Annotated in this window: 18 protein-coding genes, 1 tRNA gene and 2 pseudogenes; 7 read left to right on the top strand and 14 right to left on the bottom strand. The window is 65.9% G+C overall.

What is annotated here, in order from left to right; translation table 11 throughout:
* Window positions 1-43: 43 nt before the first annotated feature.
* Window positions 44-682 carry a response regulator transcription factor gene (locus tag AC2W7L_RS05560; RefSeq protein ID WP_486003620.1) on the bottom strand — a complete coding sequence of 213 codons (639 nt, stop codon included), beginning with the start codon at window positions 680-682 and terminating at the stop codon, window positions 44-46.
* Window positions 679-2,199: a sensor histidine kinase gene (locus tag AC2W7L_RS05555; protein ID WP_486003619.1), complete on the bottom strand. Its 1,521-nt coding sequence runs from the start codon at window positions 2,197-2,199 to the stop codon at window positions 679-681. The genes AC2W7L_RS05560 and AC2W7L_RS05555 overlap by 4 nt, the downstream gene beginning before the upstream one ends.
* Window positions 2,200-2,321: 122 nt before the next feature.
* Between AC2W7L_RS05555 and AC2W7L_RS05550 the strand changes: the two genes are divergently transcribed.
* Entirely contained in the window at window positions 2,322-2,780 is a 459-nt protein-coding gene (locus AC2W7L_RS05550; RefSeq protein WP_486003618.1) for a DUF4383 domain-containing protein, read from the top strand.
* 66 nt (window positions 2,781-2,846) lie between these two features.
* Here the strand turns inward: AC2W7L_RS05550 and AC2W7L_RS05545 are convergent, their stop codons facing one another.
* The 3 genes from AC2W7L_RS05545 to AC2W7L_RS05535 all read right to left on the bottom strand — a co-directional run bounded on the left by AC2W7L_RS05545 (window position 2,847) and on the right by AC2W7L_RS05535 (window position 5,412).
* Window positions 2,847-3,860 carry an anion permease gene (locus tag AC2W7L_RS05545; RefSeq protein WP_486003617.1) on the bottom strand — a complete coding sequence of 338 codons (1,014 nt, stop codon included), beginning with the start codon at window positions 3,858-3,860 and terminating at the stop codon, window positions 2,847-2,849.
* A 3-nt stretch (window positions 3,861-3,863) separates the two neighbouring features.
* A complete protein-coding gene (locus AC2W7L_RS05540) occupies window positions 3,864-4,484 on the bottom strand; it encodes a DUF47 domain-containing protein (protein ID WP_101543807.1) in 621 nt (206 codons plus the stop codon).
* Between the two features lie 340 nt (window positions 4,485-4,824).
* Window positions 4,825-5,412, bottom strand: a complete 588-nt coding sequence (locus AC2W7L_RS05535; protein ID WP_486003616.1) for a hypothetical protein — start codon at window positions 5,410-5,412, stop codon at window positions 4,825-4,827.
* 175 nt (window positions 5,413-5,587) lie between these two features.
* On the opposite strand from AC2W7L_RS05535, the gene AC2W7L_RS05530 reads away from it, so the two are divergent.
* The 3 genes from AC2W7L_RS05530 to AC2W7L_RS05520 all read left to right on the top strand — a co-directional run bounded on the left by AC2W7L_RS05530 (window position 5,588) and on the right by AC2W7L_RS05520 (window position 7,425).
* Window positions 5,588-6,526 (top strand): hypothetical protein, encoded by a 939-nt coding sequence (locus tag AC2W7L_RS05530; protein WP_486003615.1) that lies wholly within the window; start codon window positions 5,588-5,590, stop codon window positions 6,524-6,526.
* 142 nt (window positions 6,527-6,668) lie between these two features.
* Window positions 6,669-6,741, top strand: a tRNA-Lys gene (locus AC2W7L_RS05525).
* 204 nt (window positions 6,742-6,945) lie between these two features.
* On the top strand, window positions 6,946-7,425 hold the full coding sequence (locus tag AC2W7L_RS05520) for an RDD family protein (RefSeq protein WP_486003614.1): 480 nt from the start codon (window positions 6,946-6,948) through the stop codon (window positions 7,423-7,425).
* A gap of 20 nt (window positions 7,426-7,445) precedes the next feature.
* Here the strand turns inward: AC2W7L_RS05520 and AC2W7L_RS05515 are convergent, their stop codons facing one another.
* Window positions 7,446-8,039 carry an O-methyltransferase gene (locus AC2W7L_RS05515; protein WP_486003613.1) on the bottom strand — a complete coding sequence of 198 codons (594 nt, stop codon included), beginning with the start codon at window positions 8,037-8,039 and terminating at the stop codon, window positions 7,446-7,448.
* Between the two features lie 39 nt (window positions 8,040-8,078).
* The gene (locus AC2W7L_RS05510; RefSeq protein ID WP_486003612.1) at window positions 8,079-8,330 is read right to left on the bottom strand and encodes a PspC domain-containing protein; all 252 of its coding nucleotides are present in this window, start codon (window positions 8,328-8,330) and stop codon (window positions 8,079-8,081) included.
* Window positions 8,331-8,777: 447 nt separating this feature from the next.
* On the opposite strand from AC2W7L_RS05510, the gene AC2W7L_RS05505 reads away from it, so the two are divergent.
* Both AC2W7L_RS05505 and AC2W7L_RS05500 read left to right on the top strand, forming a co-directional pair.
* Complete coding sequence (locus AC2W7L_RS05505) at window positions 8,778-9,479, top strand: PH domain-containing protein (RefSeq protein WP_486003611.1); 702 nt, start codon at window positions 8,778-8,780, stop codon at window positions 9,477-9,479.
* Window positions 9,480-9,607: 128 nt separating this feature from the next.
* Window positions 9,608-10,018 (top strand): MarR family winged helix-turn-helix transcriptional regulator, encoded by a 411-nt coding sequence (locus AC2W7L_RS05500; RefSeq protein ID WP_486003642.1) that lies wholly within the window; start codon window positions 9,608-9,610, stop codon window positions 10,016-10,018.
* A gap of 209 nt (window positions 10,019-10,227) precedes the next feature.
* On the opposite strand, the pseudogene AC2W7L_RS05495 reads toward AC2W7L_RS05500, so the two are convergent.
* The 3 genes and pseudogenes from AC2W7L_RS05495 to AC2W7L_RS05485 all read right to left on the bottom strand — a co-directional run.
* Window positions 10,228-10,608, bottom strand: a pseudogene (locus AC2W7L_RS05495) (GNAT family N-acetyltransferase); the annotation flags it as partial.
* Window positions 10,605-11,954 carry an FAD-dependent oxidoreductase gene (locus tag AC2W7L_RS05490; protein ID WP_486003610.1) on the bottom strand — a complete coding sequence of 450 codons (1,350 nt, stop codon included), beginning with the start codon at window positions 11,952-11,954 and terminating at the stop codon, window positions 10,605-10,607. The pseudogene AC2W7L_RS05495 and the gene AC2W7L_RS05490, both read right to left, overlap by 4 nt.
* Window positions 11,955-12,069: 115 nt before the next feature.
* Window positions 12,070-13,797, bottom strand: coding sequence for a glycosyltransferase family protein (locus tag AC2W7L_RS05485; protein ID WP_486003609.1), 1,728 nt, complete (start codon window positions 13,795-13,797; stop codon window positions 12,070-12,072).
* A 115-nt stretch (window positions 13,798-13,912) separates the two neighbouring features.
* On the opposite strand from AC2W7L_RS05485, the gene AC2W7L_RS05480 reads away from it, so the two are divergent.
* On the top strand, window positions 13,913-14,464 hold the full coding sequence (locus AC2W7L_RS05480; protein WP_486003608.1) for a GNAT family N-acetyltransferase: 552 nt from the start codon (window positions 13,913-13,915) through the stop codon (window positions 14,462-14,464).
* A gap of 80 nt (window positions 14,465-14,544) precedes the next feature.
* Here AC2W7L_RS05480 and AC2W7L_RS05475 read toward each other — a convergent pair whose 3' ends face one another.
* From AC2W7L_RS05475 to AC2W7L_RS05460, 4 genes and pseudogenes are all read right to left on the bottom strand, one after another.
* Complete coding sequence (locus AC2W7L_RS05475; protein WP_486003607.1) at window positions 14,545-15,606, bottom strand: N-acetylglucosamine kinase; 1,062 nt, start codon at window positions 15,604-15,606, stop codon at window positions 14,545-14,547.
* The gene (gene murQ, locus AC2W7L_RS05470) at window positions 15,603-16,664 is read right to left on the bottom strand and encodes an N-acetylmuramic acid 6-phosphate etherase (protein WP_486003606.1); all 1,062 of its coding nucleotides are present in this window, start codon (window positions 16,662-16,664) and stop codon (window positions 15,603-15,605) included. Before murQ ends, AC2W7L_RS05475 begins: the two co-directional genes overlap by 4 nt.
* Window positions 16,661-18,175, bottom strand: coding sequence for a sodium:solute symporter (locus tag AC2W7L_RS05465; RefSeq protein WP_486003605.1), 1,515 nt, complete (start codon window positions 18,173-18,175; stop codon window positions 16,661-16,663). The genes murQ and AC2W7L_RS05465 overlap by 4 nt, the downstream gene beginning before the upstream one ends.
* A gap of 103 nt (window positions 18,176-18,278) precedes the next feature.
* A pseudogene (locus tag AC2W7L_RS05460) lies at window positions 18,279-19,416 on the bottom strand (anhydro-N-acetylmuramic acid kinase).
* Window positions 19,417-19,422: the final 6 nt, after the last annotated feature.

Genomic DNA, 19,422 nt, shown 5'->3' with positions numbered 1-19,422 from the left:
GCGAGCCTCAACCCGCCGCCGAAGCCCGTGTCTCGGCCCGGGATCAGGTCTCGACGAACCCCGATTCGAAAGCCTTGATCACCGCTTGTGTCCTGTCACGGGCACCGAGCTTCGACAGCAGCGAACTGACATACGTCTTCACCGTCTCCGCCCCGAGGAACATCTCCCCGGCGATCTCGGCGTTGCTCATTCCTCTCGACATGAGGGTGAGGACCTCCTGTTCCCGACTGCTCAGCCCAGCAGAACTCACCACATCGACGGCTCGGTGCGATCGTGCGGCCATGTCCCGGATCTTCTGCGGGTAGAGCAGCGCCTCTCCTCCGGCCACGGTATGCACCGCCCGGACGAGTTCGGACGGCTGAGCGCGTTTAAGGACGAAGCCGTCCGCGCCCACGCGCAGAGCTTCGAAGACGTAGTCATCACTGTCGAAGGTCGTGAGGATGAGCACCCGAGGCGGCTCCTGCCTGCTCATGAGCAGGCGCGTGGCCTCCAATCCGTCGAGATGGGGCATATGCACATCCATGACCACGACATCAGGATCCAACCGAGTCACGAGGTCGAGCGCTTCCGCCCCGTCATCGCCCTCCCCGACGACCTCGAGTCCCGGGTCGGAGTCGATGATCGCGGCCAATCCCGCACGCACGAGCGGTTCGTCATCGATGAGGATCACCGAAATGGTCATGGCATCTGTCCCTCCGAATACGGCAGTCTCACCTGCAGAATCCATTGTCCGTTCTCGACTCCCCAGTCGGCGCTTCCGCCGAACAGAGCGGCTCTTTCACCGATGCCGACGAGTCCGCGTGACTGCCTCGCCGAGGCGGCCGTCCACTTCGCATCGGCCGTCCCCTTCGCGGCGCCCGCCACCTTCGCATCAGTCGCCGCCTTCCCCTCGGTCCGTCCCTTCTCCGATGAGCCGAACATCGGGCCGGTGGCCGCGCCGGCATTGCGCGTGACCACCTGTACGCAGTCCGCGCCGATGTCGATGGCCACATCGAGGCCGGGTGTCGTCGCGTGCCGCAGCGAGTTCGTCACCGCCTCGCGCACGATCCGGTGGAGTTCGTGGACCACGGTCGGCGGCAGTCCGGTGGCGTCCCCGCTGACCGTCAGCCGGGTGGGGTGCCCGATCGCGCGGGCCTCCTCGGCCAATCGGGTGATGTCGAGCATTGTCCGCCGAGGCGGCCGCGCACTTTCGCTGTCACCGTCCCCCGCGCGCCTTCCGCCCTCCACGGCTTCGCCCTCGGCACCATCGATGGCATCAGCGCCGTCGAGGGCGCCGGCGTCGCCGACGGTGCTTTCATCGCCGCCAGCGCCGTCGGCCTCCGCGCGCAGCAGCGCGAGGACGTGGTCCAACTCGGCCACCGCCTCACGGCTGGTGCGAGCGATCTCGTCGACGGCCGCCTCGGCGAGTTTCTGATCCTGGTGCAGGGCACGTTTGGCCACGGCCGCCTGCATCGTCGTCACGGTCAGGGCGTGACCGATCGAGTCGTGGACCTCGCGGGCGAGGACGGTGCGGCGGAACCGACGGACGCGTTCGGCCCCGGCGAGCGCAGCCCGGTCAGCGGCCGAGGGGCCGAGCAGGATCTGCGCGTAATGGGGCAGGAAGTAGCCTTCGGCGATGATCATAGCCGTGAGGAGAAGCAGGACCACGGGCGCGAGGATCTGGACGAGCCCGGCGGACAGGACGATGACGGACTCGGCACCGGTGCCGGCCGACGGATCGGCATTTCCGTCCGGCGATCCCGCAGTCGACCCGGCTGGGGAGCCCGCAATGCCGAGGAGTCCGTTCGACAGTTGCGAAGCCTGCTGCGGATCCGCGACCATCAGCAGCACGGAGGGGAGGACCACGACGACCGTGATCAGGAGCAGGGCTCCCGCGAAGGCGTGGCCGAAGTAGAACAGGGCACCGCGGAGGCGGTCGGACCAGGTCGGCCGCCTCGGCGGGGTGGGGATGGACAGTTCGAGGAGCTGCTCGGCCAGGGTCCGTTCGAGTGCACGGATGACGGCAAGGAACGCGGGAATGCACAACAGCACGAAGACGACGACGCTGAAGGCGAGCATGCTGAGTGCCAGAGAGCGGTCGCTGACCTCGTTCCGTGCGGAGACGGCCCAGGTGATGACCGCAATATAGGGCACGGCGATGACCCCGCCGATCAGAAGGACCAGCAGTCTGCGCCACAGCTTCGCCGCCCAAGCTCCCATTGCCACCAGACTACAGCGACGGGCCGACATGAGACGGCTGCCGGAAAGTTTCGCCCGTCGGCCATCCGAATCGGCATCTGGTCCGAATCACCGATACTAGTCACCTTTGGGAAAGGATCGTCATGAATATCTCGATGTCGTCACAGTCGCCCGCCGCTGCACGCGGTGCGCGTTCGCAGGTGCAGATGGTCTCGGGGCTCTTCGGTGCCGTGTTCCTGCTCGTGGGCATCCTCGGATTCGTCCCGGGCATCACCGCGAATCTCGGCTCGATCAGCTTCGCCGGACATCACACCGACGCGGCGCTGCTCGGCCTCTTCCAGGTCACGGTGCTCCACAACATCGTCCATCTGCTGTTCGGCATCGTCGGGATGCTCGGGCTGCGTTCGCGTTCGCTGGCGAAGAGCTACCTCATCGTCGGCGGCATCATCTACGCGGTGCTGTGGATCTACGGAATGGTGATTCCGATGGAGTCGATGGGCAACTTCGTCGGGCTCAACACCGCCGACAACTGGCTGCACTTCGTCCTCGCTGCGGCCATGATCACCACCGGCTTCGTCTTCGGACGGAAGGCACGGAGCTGATTCGACAGCAACGCGGTTAGTGACCTTCATCGGGTTCTGCCCCGGGCGCCGGCGAGCGCCCGGGTGTCAGAGCCCGACGGAGGTCTTGACGATCCAGCCGAGCACCACCGCAAGGAGTGCTGCGGCGGGGATCGTCAGGAGCCAGACTCCGAACATCGGCAGGAAGTATCTCGCCCTGGCATGGCCCTTGCGCCCGGCGTACTGGGTGCCGAGGATCGACGAGCCGAGAACGAAGGTCAGCGACACCGGAACCCTCATGATCAGTGCTGCGGTGTACATGAGGATCGTGGCCGCGCCATCGGCGATGGAGGATTTGAGGGGGTCGAGGCGGACCATCCGCACGGACAGCGTCTGGACCACTCGCCACCCGCTCAGTCCCGTGCCCAGAGCCAGTGCCGCGGCGATGAGGAGGCGCACCGGCCAGGAGATCTCGACGATGGACAGACCATCGTGCGGCGTCGCCTCGACGGCGAGGATGCCGACCATGACCAGGGCCGCGACTTTCTGAGCGTCCTGGATCCCGTGGACGAGCGACAGAGACGCAGTGAGAACGGAATCGACCATGCGTGCGCCCCGGAACAGCGGTTTCGGCGGGGTGGAAGCCAGTGACTTCGACAGGATGAGTGTGAGCACCCACGCCAGAATGAAGCCGAGGATGGGTGAGAGCACCAGCGGCCACACCACGGAGTCCATCGCCTCACCGGCATTGACGGAGAAGCCGAAGACGATTCCCGCGCCGAGCAGACCGCCGATGAGACAGTGGGTCGACGACACCGGCAGTGCCAAGTAGTAGGTGAACAGACTCCACGTCGTAGCCGCCACGAAGGCGATGATCAGGCTGGTCAGGATGAGGTCGGCCGAACCGGAGAAGAGCACGATCTGGTTGGCCACGACGATGGCGATTCCCTCACCGAGGAGGGCGCCGATGAAGTTGAAGATGACGGCCAGGCTGAGCGCCCACCCGGGTCGCATCGCGCGTCCGACGACCGCGTTGCCGACGGTCAGGGCGGCGTCGTGGAAACCGTTCGAGCCGGCGAAGATCACCGCGGCGATGACGACTGCCGCCAAGAGCAGCTCCACGGACTACGACTCCTTGATCGCGATGGCTGCGACGACTTTGCCGAGTTCGGTGAACCCATGGGCGGCCCGGACGAACGCCTGCCCGAGTTGGGATACGGCCGCCATATAGGTCAGCCCGCGTTTGGAGTTCGGCACCGCGTCCGACATCCGCCACTGCAGGCTCTCGACCTGGTAGGTCAGCCGGTTGATCGCGTCGACGTAGTCCCACTGGTCGAGTTTGCCCGGCAGCCGGGTGATCATCCGCGAGGTGTGGTCGGTCTGGTTCGACAGCACGGCCAGGGTCTCGGGAACGCCGGACGGCAGCGGGTCGAAGGCTCCGGAGGCGAGGACGTATCCGACTCCGTGCAGCCGATGGCAGATATCGCGCATGTGGTGGCTGAGCAGGTAGAGGTCGTTGCGGTCGAACGGGGTGATGTAGTTCTCGCGCAGCGCACGCAGCATCGCGCCCATGTCCTCATCGGCTCTGTCGCCGATCTCGCGGAGGCGGTCGGCGACGTCGCGTCGTTCGCTGATTTCGATTCCGGACAGTTCGGCGAGCACCAGATTGCACTGGCGCATCTGAGAGACGAGATCGGACAACCGCTCATAGAACACCTTGTCCTGCGGTACCCGCTTGAGCCGCATGCTCTCCTCCTGCCCGGGGCCCGGACAAGCCGGACGAATATGCATGATGCCTCAATGATATGTGCCGGACGCTGAACCGAGAGCGCCTCTCGGCGGAAGGCCGCTCGAAGCGGCTGAATTTGGAGCCCGGGGCTTCAGCGATCCAGCGTCCGGTGGCCCGAAGGCCACCCCCTACTATACTCGTTCATGCTCATGAATCCACCGCCGAGGCGGCCCTTCGTCCGTTGACAATCTCACAGTCGATGACGTGGTCGGGTGGGAATAACCGGTCCCGACGGGGACCGCGCTCATCCGGTCGGGAGGGGCCGCCTCGGCGAGGGGATTGCCGGCGGGCCGAGGATCAGTCGAGGCCGCCTCGGCGATGGGCGACCGCGGCGTCGGACAGGTCTTGGGAGAGTTGGCGCAGGCGGACGGCGGTGTCATGGTCGTCGGTGCCTGCCGCGCAGATGCCGACGAAGGCGGAGGCGCGCAGCAGCGCGATGACGACGTCACCGCGGAAGGCGCCGACGAGGATCTCGTCGATGGCGTGGGCCACTTCGTCGGGTCCGGCTGGCAGTTCGACGCCGGCGAGGATCTCGTCGTAGCCGATGCCTTCGGTGACGCGGCGTTGGCCGTCGGAGAACATCTCAGAGAGTTCACACGGTGCGGACTTGATCCATTGGCGCAGGGCGTAGAGGCGCCACAGTGCGCCGGGTGCGGAGACGGCGGGAGCGGCGGACCACATCTCGGCGATGATCTCGAAGCCGATGTCATCGGCGAGTTCGACGAAGCGCCTGGTGGCAGCCTCGTCGCGGTTGCCGTGCGCATCGCCGAGCAACAGGGCCGCGGTCGCATGCGAGGTCTCCGACCGGGCGATGGGATCATCGACGGCTCCGACGGAGTCGAGATCGGCCAGGGGAACGGGACGGTGGAAAGCGCGATGTGACATGGTCAGGGCAGTTTAGTCCCTGCGGGGGTGCGCGGACTAGGACGTGGAGCACATTCGGGCTTTCGCCGCACGGTCAGGTTCTGCTCCCCGGACTCACAACAGACGCTATTAAACTGGGGTCTGATTCGTGACTGCGACCCGCAGCCGCGAGTGACCGATACGAGGAGGAACTCTCGTGGGAAAATCATCAGTGGCGAAGAAGGGTCTCGACAAGGCTGCGAAGCTGGCAGTCAATGACGATGGCACACTCAATCCCCGCGCCCAATCGATGTTGTCGCGTCTGCTGTCCGTGCAGCGCCCCGTCGCGCTGGCCTATGTGCGCAGTCTGCGCCGTCGGCATCCGGATGCGACCCCCGAAGAGCTCATCAAGATCATCCGCCGCCATTACCTGACCCTGACGACCTCGGGCGGCGCGGCAGTCGGTGCGACTGCGGCCGTTCCGGGGCTGGGCACGACGGCCGCGCTCGGTGTGGCTGGAGCAGAGACCGCAGGTTTCCTCGAAGGCACAGCACTGTTCGCGCAGGCGATCGCAGAGACCCACGGGCTGCCGGTGGCCGATGCCAAGCGGGCGAACGCCCTGGTGCTCGGACTCATGCTGGGCAAGGACGGGAAGAACCTCATCCAGAAGTTCGGCAAGCAGAACGGCGGCGTGGAGTCGATGTTCGGCAGCTGGGGTGCCACCGTGACCAAGCAGCTGCCCACTCCCCTGGTCGATCTGCTCGTGCGCAAGCTGCGCAAGACCTTCATCCGCAAGTTCGCAACTCGTGCCGGTGGTTCGCTGGTCGGCCGCCTGCTACCCTTCGGCGTCGGCGCGGTCATCGGCGCTGTGGTGAACGGCCGGATGGCGCGGAAGGTCGCCGACGAATCGAAGGAAGCCTTCGGCGCTGCGCCGACGGTCTTCCCCATCGAAACCGACCCTGAATACGTCGCGCCGAAGAAGGACCGGAAGCTGCTCGCGGGCCTGCGCAATGTCCGTGCCCTGGTCGGGAAGCTGAAGAAGGACAAGGCCATCGAGTCCGACGTCATCGAACCCCTCGATCCTGAAGAGCTCGAGTCACCGGACGGTCTGCCTCGCACCTACACGGGTGAGGATCGGCGCGGACTGGAGAAGTGATCCGCGGGGCCGCGTCGGGAGGGGGCCGAAGGTCTCCCATCGACAGCGGGCTCTGGTTTGAGTAAATCGGGCGCGAAGCTCTACTATTGGTTCGTCTCCATCATGCGTCAGCAGGCTTGTGTCCTGCGCTTGTGATGGGGCGGGGCCTCTAGCTCAGTTGGTAGAGCAGCGGACTTTTAATCCGCGGGTCGTGGGTTCGATCCCCACGGGGCCCACCGCAGAGAATGTGCCGCGACATCGTTCATTCGATGTCGCGGCACATTTCTCATTCCCCGCTGCTTTCGCTGCCCGTTCACAAAGGGGCGGGCGAGGCTGTACCGGAACTGACACAGGATGTTTCCTGACGAGCACCCTCTGCAGGCCGGCGACCGCATAGAGTCAGAGGCATCGGCCCGTCAGCTGCGAGAAGGATACACACAATGAGTTCGAACTACCGCGCCCACGCCGGGCTTGCCGTCCACGGCCCCGGCCCTTGGCGCAACCGTGGACCGCTGACGCCGGCTCCATCGGTTCGACGCTGGTGGGCGAGGATCCTCGACGCGGTCTTCGTCCTCTTCTTCACCGGCTTGGTCATCGGCATCGCACTGGCCCTGACGGCAGTGAACATCATCTCTATCGACGATGCCACCAAAGTCGCTCTCATCAGCTATCCGCTGATGGCACTGGTGTTCGGCGCTCTCTACGGCTGCACAGTCTCCCCCGGCCAGGCGCTGTGCGGCGTCGTCACGCTCAAGCACAGCGGCAGACGCGTCGGATTCTGGAGGGGAATGAGCCGCTATGTGGCGGTCGCGTTCTTCCCGATCACCATCGTGTTGCTCATCTGGACGTTCTTCGACGCGCCGACGATGGACCTCGATCCGATCGATGTCTATTGCCGTAGGCCTCCGCAGGTCTGGTAGATCCTGCGTTCAGCCTCGGATCAACGCCGACGAGCGACGATGAGTCCGTCCCATCCCTTCTCGCCGACAGTCTGGAGGGCAGTGGCATCCAAGTCCGGGTTGGCCGCGATGGCGGCGGCGACGCTTCGCACTCCTTGGACCCGCGGATCGCTGCTGTCACCATCGACGACTGCCCCATTTCGGACGACACCGTCGTTGATAAGTTGAGCGGCAGACTCCGTCGCCGGACCGACGATCGTCTCGACGCGCTCTGCGACTCCGGCGGCGCGAAAGTTCTCCTGGGCGACTGCCGCGTTCTGCGGTTCGAGTTCGAGCGTGACGACGTGTCCGCTCTCTCCCACTGATCGGGCGAGCCAGATGGTCGAGTAGCCGGCGAGTGTGCCGAATTCGAGGACGCGTTTCGCGCCAGCGATCTTGACCAGGAGCCCAAGAAACGCCCCTTGGTTGGCTGCGACTTCGGCATTCGGCATCGTCGTCGCTGCGCCCGATCCGCGCGCTGCGACCAAGGTAGGGTCTTCGCCGACGAGCGTCTCGGTGAAATACTTGTCGACCGCCTGCCATTCGGCAGCCGCCGGATAGCGATTGGCCGGTGCAGAGGGTTCGCGTTCGCTCATGCCCTCATTCTTGCGCATCGAGCGTTCGCCGCTCACATGTCACTCGAGCGAGCGACCGCCGAAGACCTGCTGCAGCGGGATCGAATCGTCCTGCCACGGGGTGAGGATCCACGCGACGAGGTAGGCGCCGATCCCAAGCACGGGGAGCAGGAACGAAGCGAGGACGATGAGTCGCATGATCCAGACATTGACGCCGGTCATCTGAGCGAGGCCCCCGGCGATGCCGCCGAGGATGCGGTCGGGACCGCGACGGAAACCGATCTTGCGGATGGAGTCGAATAGTGAGTTCATGCCTTCGACTCTACGGACCCGCCTGCACCGAGGCACTAGTGCTGACCGTCGAGGCCGATTGAGGAAAACCGGAACCCGAGTTGCCGGAAGCGGATCCTGCGAGCTCCCCACCAGCCAGAATCTCAGTCGTTGAGACAGCGATCACAATTCCCTGGCGCGTCCGCCGGGTTCGAAAGTGCATGGGCCGTTACGCTGGTTGAGTTGTGCAATCAAATGTCCGCTTCCGCTGCCTCAGCGATGCGGCACAGAGGAGTCCATTGTGAAGTGGGTTAAGAAGGCCATACTCACACTCGTCGTCATTTTCGTGGCGTTCTATCTGTTCAGCGGCCGGAGGATTCCGCGGAGGCGGTCAGGACGGCATTTGCCGCGGTCGGCACTGGCGTCGGCTCCTTGGTCACGTTCTTCACCTCACTCTCCGCATAGCGGATCCGTGCGCAGGCGACAGTGTTGAGTTCGCTGACCGACCCTCAGGTCGAGAACCACCTCATCAGCGAAGAAGGTGAGGTCATCGTCGACGAAGTGCGACGTCATCCGCTTGCCTTCGTCACTCCCACACTCATCATCCTCCTGGGACTGGCACTCGCTGCCCTGTCCTTCGCTGTTCCGCCCAAGTTCGCCGCGGTCCCTCTGGGCATCGGCTGCGCGGTCATGCTCTTCGGCGTCTACCGCGCGCTCTTCGTACACATGGACCGCTTCGTCATCACGAACATGCGGGTGTTTCGAATCCACGGGATCTTCACCCAGCACAAGGCGACGATGCCGATGGCGCGTATCCTCGACATCTCAGTCCACAAGCCCCTCATGGGTCGGATCTTCCGCTACGGCCACTTCGTCTTCGAATCGGCTGCCCAGGATCAGGGCCTGCGCGACATCAGATACGTCGGTCGACCTGACGAACGAGATCTCACGATCCAGACGGTCATCCAGCGTTCCGGGCTGCGGGCGACCATCAAGTCCTTCAATTCCAGGGACGAGGACGATGATGACTACTCGACGGACGACGACGGCATAGCCGATGACCTCCTGACAGATGAGGACCTCGCCGCTTCCGACTCCCACGCTGAGAACAGCGAGAGCGACGAGGTGCGCGAGCGCATCTTGACACCGGTGCCGAATCGTCGGTCAAGACCGAAGAGTGGAACACGATAGAGCTCGACGCCGGCTTCCGGCAGAGAGCGTCCGAAGAGTTCAGAGTCGGCAGTGCGCTGCCGATCTTCGAGGACGCTATCTCAGAGGCGGCTGGCGAATGGGAGCTGCGCTGGCCCGAGCGCAACCGAATGCAGGCGGCCACGGAACTCATGCACGCCCACCGACGCCTTATCACGGACCTCAATGAGAAGCTGCGCCCCCTGGGGCTGACCTACGCACGATACGAGATCCTGCTCCTTCTGTTCTTCGAGCCCAGCGGAGTCCTCCCCCTCGTTGATCTCACCGACCGACTTCAGGTCGAAGCCGGCTCGTCCTTCCACTCGGTGAGGTGGCTCGAGGAGAACGGCCTCATCGAACGGATCCTGGAACCCGGAGATGACGGAGAGGTTGTCGCCGAGCTCACCCCCAAAGGACGGACCCTGACCGACCGGGCCAGCCACCTCGTCGCCGATATCCGCTTCGGACTGGGCACGATGTCCACCTCCGAATGCCACCAGCTGACGGCTCTGCTGTCTCGCCAACGCCGGCTCAGGGACTGAGGCTCAGACCCTCTCGGGACGGCGGCGTGCGAAGTCCGGCCCACGAAGTCCGCTGCGCACTCAGAGCTAATGCCCTTCCCGAGGATCGGCGTCGATCCAGTAACGCCGTTTGGCGGTCCGTCACCGTTCTCACGCACGTCCTCGAGGACTCCCCCGCACTGTTCGATCACACTCGCCGAGGCGGTGTTCGTCTCATCGCAGGTGACGAGCACACTCGTGATTCCGGCCGAACGCAGACGTTCGACCGAGCGCGACAGAATCTGTCGGGCACATCCTCGGCGACGGAATTCCGGAGCAACCGCATAGCCGACGTGCCCGCCCAGCGAGAACAGGAAGTCATTGAGTTCGTACCGAATGGAGGTGCGGCCAACGGGTCTGCCGTCCACCTCCGCGACGAGGAATTCCGCGCGCACATGCCCCGGCCGGAGATCGAGTCCCTGAGCCTCGCGCTCGTGGGTGCCGATGAAGTCGGCCCAGGACCCCTCGGCCTGGAGGAATTCGAAGTCGTCGGCGCGCAGCTGCTCATGGAACGTCCGCAGATCCGCCTCATCGGTGAGCGCCAATGGGCGCAAGCGCAGGATGACGTTCATCGTGTCCTTTCGACGGTCGGTTCCTCGCGTCGGGCGAAGTCCGGGGCGTGTTCGGCAGTGATGCCGACACCGAGGATGCGCGCCGGTATGCGGGTGAGCGCGGGGAACGTCGTCAGCAGCCACTCCACCGGTGCAGGTGGGCGGATGGGTCGGTGTCCGTGGACGGCCGGTTCGACCATCCGGTGGATTCCCGATTGGAGGAGTTCGACGGCGCGAGTGGTCGGGAGCCGTCTCAGCTGCAGGCGTCGCAGCTCTGCGGTCCGCACCGATCCTGAACGCAGCGGTTCGGCAAGCGTCCGGGCGACGGCGATTCCGTCCTGCACCGCGAGGTTGACTCCGACTCCTCCAAGCGGGCTCATCGCGTGCGCGGAATCGCCGATGCACAGCAGACCGTCGGCGAACCAGCGTCTGGCCTCATTGCGGCGAACGTCGAGAAGCTTCACATCATCGAACTCGATCTGGCCGACGTCTGCCGCGAGCTGCGGATAGGTCTCCGCGACTGCGTCACGCAGCGCTTCGATGCCCTCGGCCCGCAGGCGCACGTCCGCGCTCTTCGGAATGAGGCGGGCGATCTGCACGTGTCCGTCGCGGGGAATCGCAACGAAGACCTTACCGTCCCCGCCTCGTGGGGCCACCGAATCGGGGAGGACTGCCGCGGTGTCGATGCGGAACCACCACACATCGATCGTCGACGACAGCTCTCTCATGGACAGTCCCGCCTCGGCGCGGGCCTTCGACCACCTGCCGTCAGCGGCGATGACGAGAGGGGCGCGGAACTCGACAGTGGCCGGGGTGATAGTCGTGGCGGGAGCATCGGCGTCAACGGTCGGAGGTGCCGCCTCGGTGCCGGTGGAATTCCGCGCGCGCAGACCGACCACACGGTCGTCATCCCAGATCAACGAGGTGGCCTCGAGTCCCATCCGGAGGTCGAAGTTCGGCTCGTCCTCCCCTGCCTCGGCGAGCAGGTTGAGGAAGTCCCACTGGGGCGCGATCGTCATGAACGGATGGGGCAGGTCGAGGCGGGTGAAGTCGGCGAGCATGATGTCCTCACCGCCTCGCCCCGTGAGGGTGACGCCCTCGACGCGACGGTGCGTGATGCGGGCGAAACGGTGATAGAGCCCGAGTTCATCGAGCAGCCGCAGGGTCGAGGGGTGGATGGTGTCGCCGCGGAAGTCGCGGAAGAAGTCCTCGTGCCTCTCGAGCACCACGACCTTCACCCCGCCTCGGGCGAGCAGCAGGCCGGCGACAATCCCGGCGGGGCCGCCTCCGCTGATGATGCAGTCGACGTGTTCCGTGTCGTGCCCGGAGGCGTGCGTGCTGTCGGTGGCGGTTGCGGTGTCGACCATGACACCCTCCTCGGCTGGTCGGCGCTTCGGCTCTCGGCACGATGGATTCGATGGGCAGCGTTCACGTCCCAGCGTAGACCTCGAAACGGACGGCGGAAATGGTGTGCGCGGTCGGTCAGCTGGACCGTCCGCCGGCCATCTTCTCCGTGACGTCGAAGCGTTCGCGGTAGCGGCCGGTGAGCAGGCACCACTGCGAGTACAGCGCCGTCGACGAATTGAACACGAGCAGCGTGAGCGGATAGAGCAGCCACTGCAGCCACATCGTCAGGCGGCGTTCGCGCGGAACATGGATCGGCCGCGGCGGCAGCAGGGCGTTGAACACGACGATGGAGACGATGAGACCGATCATGCCGATCTGCTGAATGATGCCCACTGTCATCGGCATCCGCTCCACCAACGAGGTGACCTGCCCCGTCTGCGAAGCCACAACGAAGGGGATCCAGCCGCCGATGGCGATGATGATCGAGATCGAGGCGAGGCTGACGTGGCCCTCGAGCAGGGAGAAGAACCGGAGCACACCTGGCCAGAACGGTGCGCGGGCCGCGGGAGCGAAGACGCGCACTCCGACATAGGGCACGTCGGAGGCGCCGTAGGACCAGCGGCTGAGCTGTTTGAACTGGGCGACCATCGTGGACTTGAATGTTCCGGCCTGCACCGCGTCCTGGAAGATCGGGACGTGGATCGGCACGACCCGGTAGTCGCCGTCGAAGTGGAACCAGCTGCGCCAGTACTGGTGACCGTCCTCGACGATGGTCCGCTTCGACCAGAACCCCATCTCGACCAGAGCGGTCAGCGGCTGCGCGTGGGAGGCGAAATTGCGCAGAGCGAGTCGCCGGACAGTGGTCGTGAGGTTCCAGAAGCAGTTCGCGCTGGCGACCACTCGCGACGGCGCCGGCACGTCCCAGATGTTCGTGATGTAGAGGCTGATCGGCTGGAACGACAGACGCTCCCGATCCGGCGCGACCGCATATTCGTAGGCAACGCAGTCGAAGTAGGACTCGTGCGGAATGTTGTCGCAGTCGAGACTCGTGACGATCACCCTGCGCGGATCGATGGCCTGGTCACGGACCCATTCGGCCAGGCGGTGGCCGGCGTAGGTGATGTTCGCTCCCTTGCCGGCAATCTCATCGGGCAGTCCGGCCGGATGTTCGACGAGGACGAAGGCCCCGAAGCGGTGGCCGTATTCGGCTTCGAGCCGACGCGCGGTCTCGGCCATCGCCGGACCTCCGCGTTCCTCGTGGGCGAAGAAGATGAGGAGCTGTTCGGGCTTCGTCGAGGTGTGCAGCAGGGTGCGGATGGTGTCCGCGATGACCGGATAGGGCTCGTTGTACGCGGCCACGACGACCGCGTGGAAGAGGGTCGAGGGCCGCATGATCGAGTGCGGATCGGCGCCGACTTTCGCGACCAGAGCAGCGTGACCGGAGGCCCGGAATCCGCCGCGCGGGTGTGCCAAGGAGGATCGTCCGTCCATGGCTCGTTCGAGATCTGTGAGTCTGGCCGCCCAGTCGACGCGGGCACTGCGCCGGTAGCGGAGGAATCCGCGGGCGACGTCGACGGCGCCGAGCATGGCGCGGACGAACATCAATCCGACGATGGAGAGCACGTAGGCGGCTCCGAGCATCGCATCGACGAACGGGAGGATGAACACGAGGCCCACCGCTGTGAAGCTGATCGCCGCCGGCAGAGCTTCGAAGAACCGGTAGGCGGGAGTCCGCTGCCCGGCCGGAAGCTCGAGGTCGGTGGGTGGAAGTCCTGGATCGGAGCTGGCCTTGAGACGCGCAGAGATCCGTGGACGTGCAGAGTGTGTTTCGACGGAGGTGAATGGTTCGCGGTTCGCTCTCACTCTCTTGATCCTGGGTGCCCCGGCTGGACAGCTGTTTGTCGGAAGATGCAGGTCAGGTGAACTTTTCGTGCCGGAGACCGTTCGTCCCGCCTGCCCCGGCCGGTAGCATCCAGTCATGGCCCACACAGTCCGTCCGCCCGAGTCCGCCGATGCCGCAGCCATGGCGCGCGTCCACGTCGACACCTGGAGTGAGACGTACCGCGGGATCATGCCCGACGATCTCCTCGATGCTCCCGACCTCCTCGATCGCCGGCAGCGGATGTGGACGCAGATCCTCGCCGAGGCGGCCCCGACGAAATTCACCTGCGCCGTCGCCGAATCCGATGGACGGTTGGTCGGCATTGCGATGTCGGGCCCCCAGGAAAGCGACGGAAACCTAAATGACGATGACGGTCCCGAGCACTCGAAGAGTGGAGCAGCACGCCCCGAAAGTCGACACCTCTATGTTCTCTACGCCTATCGATCCATGCACGGCACGGGCGTCGGCCAGGACCTCCTCGACGCCGTCATCGATCCGTCCGTGACGACTGCGCTGTGGGTGGCCGATCCGAATCCGCGTGCACAGGCGTTCTACTCGAAGAACGGCTTCATCGCCGACGGCACCATCAAGACCGACGACTACGACGGAATGCGCGAATTGCGGATGGTGCGGCAAGCACAGGCGTGAATTCGCCTCAGTCAACGCGAAGTGCGAAATAGTCGTCGCTGGAGACGACTTATTCGACTTTCGCGTTGACTGACGCCGTGTCAGGTCCAGATGACCCTGTCCTGCGCGCTCAGCTTCCCACCCGCACCGAGGTGGCCCAGCGTGAGTGCCCCAGCCAGCGGTCCGCCGGCGGGCTCGACGATGGTGACGTTCGGGTGCAGGCGTCCGGCTTCGGTGCGGAATCCCTCGACGAGCTGGTCGCCTGCGGCAGCGACTCCCCCGGTGAGAGCGATGCGAATCGGGTGGCCCGCGGTGCGGTCTTGGTTGTCTGCGGTGTGGTCCAGGCGGTCTGCGGTGTGGTCCGGGTGGCCTGCGGTGCGGTCCCGGTGATCTGCCGTGCGAGCGGCGGCGATGGCACTGCGAGCCGCTTCCTGTCCCGCCTCGCAGAGCAGTCCGGCCGATGCTGTATCGCCGGTTCGAGCCGTCTCGGCGATGTCGACTGCGAATTCGGCAAGCAGTCCAGCGCGGTCGTTGCGGGTATAGAACTGACCCGGCCACGAGGCGGGCGGCCCGAATCGTCGGGTGGCTGCTTCGAGCAGCGCACGGCCTCGTTCGTCGATTCCGTCATGGGTGCGCATAGCGAGTTCGAGGCCTTGACGGCCGATCCAGGCTCCTCCCCCGCGATCGCCGAAGAGATGCCCCCAACCGTCGACTCGTGACCAGGCTGACGACCAGCTGCCCGCATCGTCTGGCCCCGGGTGAGCGATGGCGATGGCTCCTGTTCCGAGCACGGTGATCGCCCCGCCGGTCCCACCGAGACCGCCGAGGTGGGCGGTGACGGCGTCGATCGCCGCGACCGCCGGCACCCCGTGGTCGGCAGAGATTTCGGCAAGAACAGCGGAAGGATCCTCGGCGAGGGAGGCGATACCGGTCGCGCCGATGCCGATGCCGCTGACCTCGGAGAAGCGGTCGGGCCACGTCTTCGCGGCGGACCTCACGAGCTCCCGGACAACGTCGATGACAGTGCTGCCATTCGACCCGATCTCGATGCGCGAGCCGGTGAGCTGGTCGATGATACGAGGGGCAGGACTCGCGTCGCCGGCGTCGCCGAGCGCGGCCCGGCTGCCCGTGCCGCCGATGTCGATGCCGAGGACGAGGGTCATGCGCCCACGGTACCCGGGCCGGAGGTGTCCGGGCCGGGGGTGTCCGGGCCGGAGGAGTCCGGTCCGGACGCCTGACCCGTGTCGGTCGGCGCGCCTGCCGCGACGAGCTCGGCGATCGCAGCCTTGACCGATCCGTCATGGGTCTCCAGGGTCGACACTGCCAGGGCGGGGGCCGCCTCGGTGAAGGAGACGACGATGGCGGTCTTGAGATCGCCGTCGCAGCGCTCGAGAAGAGCCCGTGCCTCGGCATCGCCCAGGTCGGCGGCTTCGCGGAGGATGCGCACGGTGCGTTCGCGCAGCTTCGCATTCGTCGCCACGACCGAGACCATGAGGTTGTCCCAGGTGCGGCCGAGGGCGACCATGAGCGCGGTCGAGAACCCATTGAGGGTGAGCTTCTGGGCCGTGCCGGCCTTGAGACGCGTGGAACCGGTGATCACCTCGGGGCCGGTGTCGAGCACGATATGGACTGCGGCCTTCTCGGCCAGAGAGGCGTGTGGATTGTTCGAGATGAGTACCGTGTGGGCGCCATTCGCCCGCGCCGCATCGAGTGCCCCGCCGACGTACGGAGTCGACCCGCTCGCGGCGATGCCGATGGCCACGTCATCGGGTCCGAGCTCCGCACCGGCCGCCGACCCGTCGGCACCGGAGTCCTCGGCGTTCTCGACGGCGTTGACCAGAGCCGCCTGACCACCGGCGATGTGCCCGATGACCCGGCCCGGCTCGAGGTTGAACGTCGGCAGGAGCTCGCTGGCATCGAGGACACCCAACCGCCCCGAGGTGCCCGCGCCGAAGTAGTGGACGCGGCCGCCTCGGCGCATCCGTTCCGCCGCAATGTCGACGAGTTCGGCCAGCTGCGGCAGGGCAGCGGCGACCGCATCGATGACGGCGTGGTCTTGCGCGTTGAGGACCTTGAGCACCCCGAGGGTGTCGAGGTCATCGAGTCCGGAGCTTGCCGGATTGCGCTGTTCGGTCGGAGACAGGGGGCGTCTGCCCGTTCCCGCCGGCGTTGATTCCGACGACGGGGACGGGCGGGCTGAACCCGGCTGGGTGGAGCTCATGGACTGGTGCTTCCTTCCGCCTCGGCGAGGGTGGTGGGCTCTTCGACGACCTTCGTCTTGTGGCGCAGACCGAGCAGGCCGCCGACGATGAAGGTGACGATGATGCCGAGCAGCGGGTACCACTGCCACGCTACCCACACCTCACCGGTGACGTACTTCTCCATGACGAAGAAGTACGCGTTGACGGCCACGGCCACGGCGAAGGCAATGTTCGCGTCGAGCGCTCGGGCCCGCTTGTTGACGATGCCGAAGACGAAGGCGCCGAGCAGACCGCCGTAGGTGATTCCGGCGATTCCGAGGGCGAGGATGACGATGTTGCCGGAGTCGGACTCGAAGACCGTGGCGGGCAGGATGAACGCGATGCCCCAGCCGATCGTCGCCCAGCGGCCGACCTTGAATCCCTGCTCGTCGGTCATCGGGGCGCGCTTGAGCTTCGCGTACACATCGTTGACCGTCGACGACGACAGCGCCGACAGCGACGAGGACAGCGTCGACATCGCGGCGGCGAGGATGCCGGCCAGCAGCAATCCGGAGATTCCCGTGGGCAGGCCTTCGATGATGAACAGCGGGAAGATCTCGTCGTCGCGGGTCAGACCGAGGTCCGCCGGCAGCGCGTGATCGTAGTACGCCCACAGCGCCAGTCCGACGAAGAGGAAGATCGCGAACTGGACGACCACGACGAAGCCGGAGGTGATGAGCGCCTTCTGCGCTTCGACCTTCGACCGGCACGACAGCAGCCGCTGCACGACGAGCTGATCGGACCCGTGCGAGGCCATGGCGAACACGGCCCCGCCGAGCACCGAGGGAATGAACGAGGTGTCCGCGGAGATCGGGTTGCCCTCGAAGACGAAGATGTTCGCCTTTCCGGCTTCGACCGCCTCGGCGACCCATCCGCCGCCGATCGATGCGGAGATGATGATGATCGCGAGGATTCCGCCGAGGACGTAGAGGATCATCTGCGCCACATCGACCCAGACCACGGCCTTGATGCCGCCGATGAACGTGTACACGATCGTGACGAGGGAGAGCACGACGATGATGACGAAATAGTTCGTGTGGATGCCGAGCCCGTCGAGGATGACCTTGAGCGGGATGGCCGCGGCGAGCACGCGGATGCCGTCGGCGAGCAGGCGGGTGAAGAGGAAGGTCACGCCGGCCGTGGTCTGCGTCGACTGGCCGAAGCGTTTGCCGAGGTAGGCGTAGGCGGTGATCATCTCGCCGTCGTAGTAGCGCGGCAGCATGAAGTAGGCGACGATGACGCGGCCGAGGATGTAGCCGAGTCCCAGCTGCAGGTAGTTGAGGTCGCCGAGGTAGCTCATGACGGGGATGCCGATGACGGTGAGCGCGCTCGTCTCGGTGGCGACGACGGACAGGCAGACGGCCCACCACGGCAGGTCGCGCCCGCCGAGGAAGTAGCCCTTGAGGCTGCTCTGCTTTCCGCTCAGCGCCAGTCCCAGCCACGCCGTTGCGACGAGATAGGCGACGATCACCAGGAGGTCGATGATCTGCATTGGTCTCTCCTTGTTGGGGGTGTGGAGTGTGTCGGGGTCAGTTGTGGAGTTGTGGTCGGGTTGTCAGTGGGGCCGTACGGGCGGTGCCGGTGACGGCCGCGGTTCAGTCGCTCAGCCTCAGTCGGGTGGGTCGCCGGTGGAGGGGCTCGGGCAGCGGCAGCGGACCGTCACCGGGAGTGAACCGGCCAGCGATGCGCGGCCCGATCGCCCCGGTCAGGCTCGGTTCGGTGCCGTCGAGTCCGTGCCAGCTCAGCCATCCGAGGAGAGCCATGAGCAGCGCTTCCTTGCTGCCTTCGGGCAGTCCGAAGGCCTCATCCGTGCTCGTCAGCGCGATGCCCTCACCCAGTTCCTCGCCGAGGCGGCGCATGAGTTCCGGATTCCTCGTCCCACCTCCCGAGGCGATGACGGTGGTGACATCGTGATCTCGGACCGCCTCGCATGGTGTGCGCGGTCAGCGCCGTGACCGTGGCGATCTGATCATGCTCGCCGAGGCGGGGGTGGGATTCGAGGAATGAGTCGAGGTAGGCGGCGTGGAAGAGTTCCTTGCCCGTCGACTTCGGGGCGGGGCGGCCGTAGAAGGGTTCGGTGAGGAGCGCGGTGAGCAGGTCCTCGTCAACGGCTCCGGCTGCGGCGAGTGCGCCGTCACGGTCGTAGCCCTGCCGGCCGCCGGTGATGCGGCGGGCGAGGATGTCGATGAGTGCGTTGGCCGGGCCCGTGTCGAAGGCGATGGGGTCCTGACCGGGGGTGATGACGGTGATGTTCGCGATTCCGCCGAGGTTGAGCACCGCGGTCGGAGCCTCGACGTCGGAGAGCAGAAGGGAATCGAGGAGCCCGACGAGCGGGGCGCCCTGTCCCACGGCGGCGACGTCACGGGAGCGGACGTCGGAGAGCACGGGGACTCCGAGGCGTTCGGCGATGAACGCCGGCTGCCCGAGCTGGAGGGTCGAGGTGACGCGTCCATCGGTGATGTCGTGACGGACCGTCTGCCCGTGGCTGACGACGAGGTCGGGTGAGAGGTCATGGTCGGTGCAGAGTTCGTCCAGTACTTCGGCGCAGAAACGGCCGAGGCGGGCGTCAACACTGCTGACCAGGGACAGCGGAAGGTCTGCCGGTTCGAGGAGGCGGAGGATGTCGGTGGCGAGCTGGTCGTCGAACGGGGTTTCGCGTTCGGCGAGGATCCGCACGGTCAGTGTGGTGGGATCCGCGCCGACGAGGTCGGAGCCGAGGGTGGGGTCGGGCATGAACTC

The sequence above is a fragment of the Brevibacterium sp. LAARM3_SD1 genome (genome assembly GCF_057364765.1).
Note: the sequence above shows the minus strand (reverse complement) of the source record. Positions and strands in the feature narration are given on the sequence as shown.